Annotated in this window: 10 protein-coding genes and 1 pseudogene; 3 read left to right on the plus strand and 8 right to left on the minus strand. The window is 46.6% G+C overall.

The genetic code is table 11. From position 1 onward, the window contains the following. The first annotated feature begins 47 nt into the window (after positions 1-47). The 3 genes from HC752_RS22255 (at position 48) to HC752_RS22265 (ending at position 3,299) form a co-directional block, all read left to right on the plus strand. Positions 48-980, plus strand: a complete 933-nt coding sequence (locus tag HC752_RS22255) for a hypothetical protein (RefSeq protein ID WP_190337401.1) — start codon at positions 48-50, stop codon at positions 978-980. Between the two features lie 88 nt (positions 981-1,068). Then, entirely contained in the window at positions 1,069-2,238 is a 1,170-nt protein-coding gene (locus HC752_RS22260) for an NADH:flavin oxidoreductase/NADH oxidase family protein (protein WP_238930601.1), read from the plus strand. Between the two features lie 2 nt (positions 2,239-2,240). After that, complete coding sequence (locus HC752_RS22265; protein WP_190337402.1) at positions 2,241-3,299, plus strand: NAD-dependent epimerase/dehydratase family protein; 1,059 nt, start codon at positions 2,241-2,243, stop codon at positions 3,297-3,299. A gap of 1 nt (position 3,300) precedes the next feature. Here the strand turns inward: HC752_RS22265 and HC752_RS22270 are convergent, their stop codons facing one another. From HC752_RS22270 to HC752_RS22295, 8 genes and pseudogenes are all read right to left on the minus strand, one after another. Next, entirely contained in the window at positions 3,301-4,221 is a 921-nt protein-coding gene (locus HC752_RS22270) for a hypothetical protein (RefSeq protein WP_190337403.1), read from the minus strand. Positions 4,222-4,230: 9 nt separating this feature from the next. After that, positions 4,231-5,586, minus strand: coding sequence for a cytochrome P450 (locus tag HC752_RS22275; protein WP_190337404.1), 1,356 nt, complete (start codon positions 5,584-5,586; stop codon positions 4,231-4,233). 88 nt (positions 5,587-5,674) lie between these two features. Then, the gene (locus HC752_RS22280; protein ID WP_190337405.1) at positions 5,675-7,639 is read right to left on the minus strand and encodes an acyl-CoA synthetase; all 1,965 of its coding nucleotides are present in this window, start codon (positions 7,637-7,639) and stop codon (positions 5,675-5,677) included. A gap of 132 nt (positions 7,640-7,771) precedes the next feature. After that, positions 7,772-8,257 carry a DUF2938 domain-containing protein gene (locus HC752_RS22285; RefSeq protein ID WP_190337406.1) on the minus strand — a complete coding sequence of 162 codons (486 nt, stop codon included), beginning with the start codon at positions 8,255-8,257 and terminating at the stop codon, positions 7,772-7,774. Positions 8,258-8,628: 371 nt separating this feature from the next. Next, positions 8,629-9,054: a hypothetical protein gene (locus tag HC752_RS24700; protein WP_202987911.1), complete on the minus strand. Its 426-nt coding sequence runs from the start codon at positions 9,052-9,054 to the stop codon at positions 8,629-8,631. Between the two features lie 35 nt (positions 9,055-9,089). Next, positions 9,090-9,437: a ParB/Srx family N-terminal domain-containing protein gene (locus tag HC752_RS24705; RefSeq protein ID WP_202987912.1), complete on the minus strand. Its 348-nt coding sequence runs from the start codon at positions 9,435-9,437 to the stop codon at positions 9,090-9,092. Then, complete coding sequence (locus HC752_RS24710; RefSeq protein ID WP_202987913.1) at positions 9,395-9,721, minus strand: hypothetical protein; 327 nt, start codon at positions 9,719-9,721, stop codon at positions 9,395-9,397. The genes HC752_RS24705 and HC752_RS24710 overlap by 43 nt, the downstream gene beginning before the upstream one ends. Positions 9,722-9,785: 64 nt before the next feature. Next, positions 9,786-9,928: pseudogene (locus tag HC752_RS22295) on the minus strand (IS982 family transposase); the annotation flags it as partial.

Below are 9,928 nucleotides of genomic sequence, written 5' to 3' on the forward strand. Positions count from 1 at the left end.
AGCCACAAGGGGCAAGTTACGATATTTTAAGTATTAGAGGTTTAAATATGATGAGGCTATCCTGTTTACATTCTGTAAAATACTTCTTGGGAGAAGTTGAGCACCAATATGATGATGTTGAAGTTTTTCACAGTGTGTTAGCAGAACATGGACTGCCAAATATGCCCAAACTGTTTGCTTGGGGCGGGTATCGCACGTCGGCCAAAACGATATTTGAAATGGCGTTTGAGTCTATGCAGCAGACCCTTGCTGCCGCGCCAATCGAAGCACAAGAGGTTGATCTGGTCATCATTTGTAGTTCCGATTTCAGCCCAGTGGACGAAACCCTTTCGTATAGCCAGTTACTGCTATCTTTGGGTATGGAGCGCGCGTTTCCAATGGGGGTTACCGTATCAGATTGTGCCAATCTGCTGTCAGTATTAGATATGGCTAAGCAATTTATCGACAGTGGTAAATATCAACATATTTTGCTGGTAACCAGTAATAAAATTCGTGATGAGCGGCATCGTTTTCAAGATTATGCGCTGTTTAGTGATGGCGCAGCAAGCTTTATGGTGTCTAACAAGCAGGTGTTGAGCCAGGAGCCTGAGGACGGGCTGAATATTGTGGACTCTCAAGTCAATGCACATCTACAGTTAAAAGTGGCTGGGGAAGACATTGACGATACGCCGCTCTTTACCGCAACCGCACAGCAATTAATGGATCGTAATCACCTCACAATTCGCGATCTGAGTAAAGTCTTTAGCAACAATCTCTACATGCCGGTGATCACCCTCAAAGAGGGCAGTATTGGCGTCAGCAAATCACAGCTCTATTTGGATAATATCGCTCGATTTGGACATTGTTTTTCTGCCGACTCAATTATTAATCTGGTCGATTATATGGCCAGCTCAACGGCGGCGCATGGCGAGTACTTTGCGCTGCATTCCAGCGCTTCGGGGTTAAGGGCTCAGGTGTTGTTGCAGGCATGTCGAGACTAAACATCCCCGTCAGGTAGAGATACCTGCCTATATACAAGGAATATTTAAAAATTACCGGGGTGGTGAGCAGCTGCCCGTGGAGGCATATATGAAATACAGTGTACAGGATATGCTCGCTGCGCGGTATGCCTTTTCCGATTCCGTGGTGGTTAAAAACCGCATTTTTAAATCGGCGATGAGTGAACAGCTAGGTGATAAAAATCATAATCCAACTGATAAGTTAGTGACCTTATATCGTCTGTGGGCAGAGGGTGATATTGGCATTTCAGTGTCTGGCAATATTATGATTGATAGGACGGCTCTATCTGGGGCAAGGGATGTGGTATTAGATCAACACAGTGATCTGGACAGCTTTCGTCGCTGGACGGCTGCGGGCAGTGAAAATAACACCCATTTTTGGGCACAAATCAATCACCCTGGGAAGCAAATTATCAGTCAGTTATGTGCTCAACCAGTGGCCCCCTCAGTGGTACCGCTGGGCAATGGCCTTGCGCGCCACTTTAATGTGCCACGGGCATTGACAGACGAGGAAATTTTGGCCCTGATAGACAAGTTTGCCAGCTGCGCAGCGCGGTGCAAAGAAGTGGGCTTTGGCGGTGTGCAGATCCACGCAGCCCACGGCTATCTGATCAGCCAGTTTCTCTCACCGCTGCACAATATACGCACAGATAGATGGGGCGGGAGCTTGCAAAACCGGATGCGTTTCTTAGTGGCCACCTATGAGTCAATTCGCCTAGCGGTCGGCCCGAATTATCCGGTGGCCATAAAACTCAACTCGGCAGACTTTCAGCGGGGCGGGTTTAGTGAAGCGGAGTCAATGCAGGTTGCCAAAACGTTGGATGAAATGGGGGTTGACCAAATAGAGATCTCTGGCGGAACCTATGAAAACCCGGTCATGATGGGAAATATGAAAGAGAGCACGCGAGCGCGGGAGTCCTATTTTTTAGAATATGCCAAGCAAATTCGCACTCAGGTTAACACCGCATTGGTTGTTACGGGCGGGTTCCGAAGCGCCACAGGGATGAGAGCATGCCTACAGAGCGGCGCTGCGGATTTTGTGGGGGTCGCGCGGGCTTTGGCGATTGATCCTAAGTTTGCCACACAGGCGCTCTGTGATACGCAAAGCGGCCTGACCTTACCGAGAGATCCACAGGGAGAGCATATGAGCATCGCTTGGTATGAGAGTAAGATCAGAGGCCTGACTCGTCAGGCTGGCGCAGTCAAGATGTCAAAAATAACAACACAAGAAGGAGTCTAATTGTGCGTGAAACAGTATGTGTGACGGGGGCCAGCGGCTATTTAGGGACCCATGTTGTCGCTGAGTTACTCTCACAAGGTTACCGGGTGAGAGCCTCGGTGAGGGATATAGCAAGCGAAGGGGCGCAGCATCTGCAGCAGCTAGCTCAAGTACATGGTGCAGATATGCTCAAGGTGATGTGCGCTGATTTTACTGTGCCAAATAGTTTAGATACAGTCTTGGCAGACAGTGATTTTTTGATTGCTTGTGCGGCAACGACGGCACTGGGGTTTACCAGTGATGTCGATGTGCCACAAACCCATCAGGATGCGAACATCATTGGTACCGACAATATGTTGCAAAGCATAAAGCGCTGCACTGGATTGAAAAAAGTCATTTATAGCTCTTCAATGGCCGCGGTATTTCGTTCGGATGTTGCTGACGATCATCTATATGACGAAAGCGATTGGAACAACGATATCAAAACCAGTAGTGAACCCTATTTTTATTCAAAAACACAGGCTGAACAGCTGTTAAAGACCCAGTATGATGTGGACACATCAGATGCATTACCCACACTGGTGCGATTTAACCCGTCGGTGTTGATGGGGCCTTTTAGTGCCAAAGCGCACCAAGATTCCAGTATTTCTATATTGCGGAATTTACTTGATGCCCGAGCAAGCGGCTGCCCTCGCTTATATTACAGCATTGCCGATGTGCGCGATGTCGCGAGAATATACGTGGAAGCTTTGCACAATCCTGCTGTCGAGGGGCGTTACTTACTACCGGGTAAATCAATTTCGCTGTTAGGTATTGCCGCAGTTGTCGCGCAGCATTTTCCGGAATATAAAATGCCGAACCGTGAATTAAAGGATGCGATGGTGTACGCCTTAGCGGCGCACAATACGGGCTTAACCACGGCTTATCTAGACAAGTTCTTGGGTATTGAGCACCGCTTTGATGACAGTAAGCTAAAGCGGGATTTCTGTGAGCCATATCGCATTGATTTGACGCAGACCATCATAGACTCTGTGACCGCGATACGCGCAGTTGCTCAGCCGGGTGTCAAGTCTGCGGTTTAATCTAGGTTGGTTCTGGCTCTAGTGCTGGAAACCCCCACATGGCTTGAATGTGCGTGGGTAGCTGCACTAGCTCGACGGAGAGTGAGGCACTGTGTACATATGCACTATTGGATATCGCATCCCCCATAGGTAGACATAGCGGTTGATAACCTGCATCCAACAGACTTTGGTACAGCGGTGCAAAATCATCGTATGCTCGAATGCCGAGGGCGATATTGAGCACCCCTTGATCTGTCTGGGCTTTAGTGTGATGGGCACTGGTATCGTTATATTGGGAGAGCTGCAAGTGATACCCGCCGCATACCAGAGTTTTACTTCGTTGCGTAACCCCACTGTATTGAGGTTGCTCAGACAAGCGTTTAAATTGTGGATCAAAATGCGATGGTACCGTGGATTCAGATAACCCAAAGCCCTTGGTGAAGTGGGAAACTTCTCTGTCCAAATCATTCACGGTGGCCCCAACTCCGCGAAGTGTCGGTTTAGTCAGGGTATGCGAGGTCGCGTTGGAAAAAATATCCAATACGTTGTTATCGATGTCTCGAACCAACAAATGCTCAGTGCCTTGATCGTGATATCGGCATATTTGACGCATATGGGGGGCAAGCTGGGGGTCTTGACAGATCTCATCTAGGGATGGAGCCTCAATAAACAGCATATTGTAGCCACGTGTGAGCATATTTGCTGTGTTATCTGTCGAGTGGGGCTGTTCAAAGTGAAAGATCTCCAATTGAAAAAACGGGTCGTCGCCAGTGAGCCAATAACATTGTGCTCGCACTTTTTTGCAACTGAAAATGCGTGCGGCGGCAATACCGCGTACCGTGCGCTCCCCGCTGTCTTGATAACCCAGCAGCTTTTTATAAAAGCTGCTGCATAAATGGGGATGTTTAGTGGTGAGCGCCAATTGACAAAGATATGGATACATAACTGTGTCCTATGCAGTTGGGTTGTGCGCAAGCGGAGTAATGCTCAAGGAAAAATCTGGGTCAAGAGACAGAGAAGGCTTAGTGTAGTCCAGTGCCAGATCAGCAATATTGCCCTCGTACTTAAAATCTGCAAATTTCAAGATAGTGGCGAGGTTGAGCGGTAAAATAATGTTGGATAAACCTGCACCAATACAGGTATGTGGGCCTTTTCCAAAGGGCGCATAGGCTTCTGATTCAACATCCGGATCAGCAAATCGATGTAATTTAAACGTATAGGGATCGCTAAAATAGCGAGCATCGGTGTGGCAGGCTGACAAGAAAAAGATCAAGGTCTCCCCCTGTTTTATTTGATAGCCATTGAACTCAAAGTCATTGGTTGCAACACGGTAGATGGCAAATGCAGGCGGGTATAAGCGCATGATTTCTTTGGTGAACAAATTGATTTTGGTCATGTCGTTGATCACCGACAGGTCGGGCTCATCGAGGTTTAACTGCGCGACTTCTTGCTGTAATTCTTGGCGAATATCAGGGTTGAGTAAGAGCTCTCGTAGGGCAAAACTTAAGGCAGAGGTAACCGTATCAATTCCCGCAAGAAAAGGAATAATGGCGTGATTACGTATATCTCCGGGTGTGAACCACTGCGGTTTATTCTTAAGCCCTTGTGAGATCAACACATCAATATAGCGTTCTTTTGCATGCTCGGCTTGTTCATTGTGAATGATCCGATCGGCAAGGTCGTGCACGGTTTTCTTCGCTTGTAGATATTCAGGCGAGGTCAAAACCCTTTTTGAAATACGCTTAAAGGAGCAGGCGTTCATGACCGTTGCTTGATAATCGATCAATGCTTCCACTTCTTCAGGAGTGGGGGCATAACCTTGCAATGCATACCCTATTTGCGTCGACAAAGTGTGGCGCAGAAACGGACAAAGCCGTGTTGATGGCTCGCTATACTGCGTACTTAAAATATCTCGAAAAGTTTTCCCAAACTCGCCGACACTGTCTTTTAAAGATGCTTTGCAAAACATCGGGGCCATCAAACGGCGTTGATAGCGGTGTACATCGCCATCTACGCCAATAAATGAGTGCGGACAATTCATTTGATCCAGTGTATCTGACCAAAACGCATTTGAACTCAAAAAGCCCTTGCTCTCAGTACTCATAAGTTGGTTGGCTTTAAGTCCAGCCAATACGGTGACTGCACTTTTCTCAGAGCCGATTCTAAATATATCACCGTATTGGTCATAGCACTGACGCAAGTATGTAAGTGGGTTGTCTAACCAGGTGATTGGCTTTTTGCCATCTGTGATATTTTTTGCGATGGGGGGCTTGGTCATCGCCTGTTCCTGCAAATTCGTCGTTGTCACAACAATTTCCTTTTTATTGAAAAGCAAGAGCCCAAAATTTGGGGCTCTGCACAGCTGACCTAGATTGAATGGGCCATGTTTTTCTTTGTCATATTTCCAGTGCGGTTTGAGGTGCTGACACTGGTGCAAATTTGAATTCCCATTGAAAGTGGAACTTGTCGAGCTGGTGTTGCAATTGCTCGGCAACCTCATCTATGTCTTCGCGTTGCTGGGCAAAGTGGATCCTGACAATACTGCCGGTCGACACATTGTTGATGACCTCAACTGTGAACTCTAGCGTATCATGCAATGCATGTATGACACTGCTGACGCAGTTTATCAGCACCTCTTGGCGCAGTGGCAATTTGAAAATTTTGCCAACGGGGGTCACAGGTAATTCAGGTACAATCATTACTTCCACTGGTGATGCCGCTGGTTCGGGTATGTTATCTTTACAATATTGCTTTAATGTGTCCGCAGTGAGTGATGAGTCAGCGTGGAGCGTCACATAGGCGACAGGCAACTCACCGGCGTACGCATCGGGCTTTCCGACGGCAGCAGCCATAATGACATCCGAGTGCCCCACTAAGGTATTTTCAATGATCAGTGGATCGATATTGTGTCCACCTCGAATGATCAAATCTTTCTGTCGACCGGTCAGCCACAAATAGCCCTCAGCATCGAACTTGCCCAGATCTCCGGTATTCAACCACCCCGGCTCAGGCCACGCATTTGCATTGGCAAAGGCTTGTTTATATTCAGGGATCACATTAGGACCTTTGATCAGCAGTACCCCGACTTCACCGTGTGCACATTCTTTTATGATCTGCCCATCGTCGTCCAGTTGCACGACACGAATGGCTTGATAGGGGACTCTCATGCCAACGGAGCCAACTTTACGTGCACCATAATAGTAGTGTGTTGACGCGCAGGCGGTGGTTTCTGTCATGCCGTAGCCTTCACAAATATCGGCCCCTGTGCGCTGGGTAAATTCATTGATGAGTACTTGTGGCATAGGGGACGAACCGCAGCCGCAATAAAAGAGGCTGTCGATGTCGTGTTGTTCGATTGGCTGCTCTAGCAATGCGGCATAAACGGTGGGAACACCGGCAAAAAAATTGATTTTAAAGCGTTCGACAATAGCCCAGAAATCTTGTATGAGTGCCTTGTTTCTAAATCCCTGCTGTCCTGCTAGTAGCAGCTCAGAGCCATTGAGCAATGATGTTAACGAGGACACCACAATGGCATTGACGTGAAATAGCGGCAGTGCACACAATGACACTTTCGATTTGGTGTTGAGTAGGGCTTCATTGGGACCGACAATTAGCATTTGACAGGCATTCACTATTGCACTTCGGTGGGTGTGCCTGGCTATTTTTGGTGTGCCTGTGGTTCCGCCGGTATGAAAATATGCAGAGGTTTCGTGACCGCTCAATGGACGATGAAAAAGATACTGATCTGTAGGCTGCTTTTTCAGCTCAGAGTGCCAGTCTATCGCCTCCTTGCAGGGCGTACCTATGGTCACTAATGTCACTGGATGGACGGTGTTGTGCTGGACTGCCAGCGCTTTTTCAAAAAGCGCTGGGTTAGCATCACTTGAAAGTGTCACTAAAATGCGTGCTTGGGTTTCTTTCATAATGCCGCAAATATGTTCTACTTCCAGAAATGGATTGATAGGTGTGCTGATGGCGACCGCCTGAGCCCCCCACAAACCAAACACCATTTCGGGCATATTGGGCAACAAAAATGCCACCGAACTGTCGCTATCTATCCCCAATGAGTGGAAAAGATTGGCTGCACCAATACATTGTTCCTGAAACTCTATATAACTCCAGCTTTGCACCGGATCGTCCGCGCGTCCATTGGGTAAGTAGCTCATTGCTCGGGCATGTTGGTACTTCTGTGCAGCGATGGAGAGGGCATCGGTCACCGATTGGCAGGGAAAGCGCTCAGAAGCCGGGTGCTTTTCCAATTGTTCGATGTCGTGAATGTCACGAACCTGTTCGGGATCACCAGCAAAGCGCTTCACAAAAGGATGAAACAAGTATTCTTGATTGAGGGGTGAATCATGCATTTTATTTAAATTCCTTATTAGCCCTAGCGTTGCCAACTGATATTGTGACGTGCCAAGTCACACGGTTTATGATGTGGCTTGGCACTGCACTGAGCGCGTCTGAATTTATCGGTCAGTCACGAATCCAGCATATTAAGCAAGTGTCATCATTAACTTTGCGGAAAGATAGAGACCAATGCCAAACGACAGGTGCGCCAACAGGCTTCTAAATCTCAGTGTGTTGGGGTTGGGTAGCTTGGAGGCCGCGACTCCCATGCCAAAACATGGCTGCATGATGAAAAAAGGAAATACAATGGTGACAACCCCGGCTACCAAGGCGGGTAATAGGGTCGGTGATTCAATCCACTCACTGCCCAGCACCAAAAAAAGCAGTGACGCAAAGGCAACACCAATCACGTAGTGTGCTATCCAACCAAGTGTATTTTCGCCAGAGACTGGTGGTGTTTTCATGATGCCTTGATGAAATACTTTGCCTTTGGTGAGATAGACAAACCACCTTCCAACCATACCGTAGTTTAATGAAGGGATGCCAAAACTGACTTTTAATAGTAAGGCCCAAAGATCCATGATCAAGGTTGCACCTACCCCTACTAATATAACTTGAACTAAAGATTCCATTTTTTTACCTGTGTCTTTTTACTATTTGCATGTATATACGAACCACAAACGTGATCTTATGATGATCGTACGCGCAAGTGGTGACATGCGCGACAACACATTTATCGCGTGGTGAATGACTCACAATATATACTCAGTGTTTCTTGCGACAACGTCTTTGACTGATACTACATACATCGTCGGGTGTCTAATACCATGGTGAATGCCACAATATTACAGCCTAGTATATCCATATCGTGGCGCATATTTCAACGAAATATCAGCAGTCTATATGGGTCAGTTAGCACATTCATCGCAGTATATCTCGGCGCGGATAAAGTAGCGGTATTGCTGGTATCTCTATGCTAAACGGGGTTTAAATGGCCTGACAATTAAAGGATATCGCGATTGTGAGATTCGAGGTAATCGATTACTTTGACCAGTGCGGCGTTCACATCCGCAGTTTTTCCCCAATCTAACTCTTGCCAGCCAATACCCGTATCTAATTGGAAGATATTGGACTCAAATAACGTCTTAATTGTATTGGCTGAGTTAATTTTCTTGAATTTAAATGCTGAGTGCGGGGGGGGGGGGGAGGCTTTCTGTGTTGTGCCATTCAGCACGCAATCAATTTCATCATTAATGTGGTGTTTATCCGTCACATTGAGGACGCTTTTGTCATGCTTTTCTTTGTACTGCTCCTCTATGGTCAAGACAATCTTTATGGCTTTCATAAATGGCAAGGCGATACCATTTTCGTATGCTGAGAGTACACAGGGGTAACGAGTAAGGACTTTATAGTTGTCAAAAGAGCCCATGGAGATCCCCAGTATGCTGACTGTATCTCGCACGGTCAGTTTTTAAGTCCGAGTCTGAGTCTGGCGTCTGATAAGGTTTGCAATTCGAGTAGTGCGGCATTAAAGGAGACTAATTTGCCATACTGAGGCAGCTCTTCGCGGCTGGCATTTTCTTGAAACTGCTTGGTTTTTAGTAAAATAGGCTCGCATTGATAAACTTTAAACTGGGAAACAGAATTAATACCATAGGTATACAAAAGAGCAAAATATCGGCGGTGGCCTGTTAAAATTTGAAATTGACCATCGTGAATTGGGTAAACAGTTGGCACCTGAATGATTTCTGACATGGCCAAGTTGTTGGCTAAATCGACGATAGAGTGAATGGTTTCGTTTGCTTTTTCCAATCAGATGAGCCGTGGGGGAGATAATTTATAAAACAGTTGTGACCGACAAGTACGAGACCCTCGGCATCATACATCTTAGCTAACGCTCGCTTAGAAATTTTCCTGTTGACGAAAAGTGCTGCATCTTCATCACTGATCATTACCGTGGGGAGGTAACGCGCATTTGTCGGATCGGGCTTTACGTTACAGAGGAAAATAGCTTCGTAAGAGAAATTTTCATCTTTAAAGCTCATTTCCTTGTTCTTCCCTAAAAATGAGATAACTTTCTGTTCTAAACTGATCATGCGACTACCAAAAGAATAGTGATATTAAAAAGAGTAACATTTGCCTAAGTAACCTGAGATCTGGTTAAGCGACCACGATACCATGTATATCTAACAGTTCAGACTCTTGGGCTGTTAGATTCAAACTTGGTTTGTCATCTTTCAAGCAATAAGCGATAAGACCACCGACTAAGTTCAACATAAAGCCATGAATACTGCGATGTCTCG

It is taken from the genome of Vibrio sp. S9_S30 (assembly GCF_014694455.1).
Lineage (GTDB): Bacteria > Pseudomonadota > Gammaproteobacteria > Enterobacterales > Vibrionaceae > Vibrio.

Excerpts from the sequence above, each read along its gene's own strand:
- HC752_RS22255 (WP_190337401.1), top strand. The coding sequence starts at position 48 with ATGATGAGGCTATCCTGTTTACATTCTGTAAAATACTTCTTGGGAGAA.
- HC752_RS22285 (WP_190337406.1), bottom strand. The coding sequence starts at position 8,257 with ATGGAATCTTTAGTTCAAGTTATATTAGTAGGGGTAGGTGCAACCTTG.
- HC752_RS24710 (WP_202987913.1), bottom strand. The coding sequence starts at position 9,721 with ATGATCAGTTTAGAACAGAAAGTTATCTCATTTTTAGGGAAGAACAAG.
- HC752_RS22270 (WP_190337403.1), bottom strand. The coding sequence starts at position 4,221 with ATGTATCCATATCTTTGTCAATTGGCGCTCACCACTAAACATCCCCAT.
- HC752_RS22280 (WP_190337405.1), bottom strand. The coding sequence starts at position 7,639 with ATGCATGATTCACCCCTCAATCAAGAATACTTGTTTCATCCTTTTGTG.
- HC752_RS24700 (WP_202987911.1), bottom strand. The coding sequence starts at position 9,054 with ATGGGCTCTTTTGACAACTATAAAGTCCTTACTCGTTACCCCTGTGTA.
- HC752_RS22260 (WP_238930601.1), top strand. The coding sequence starts at position 1,069 with ATGAAATACAGTGTACAGGATATGCTCGCTGCGCGGTATGCCTTTTCC.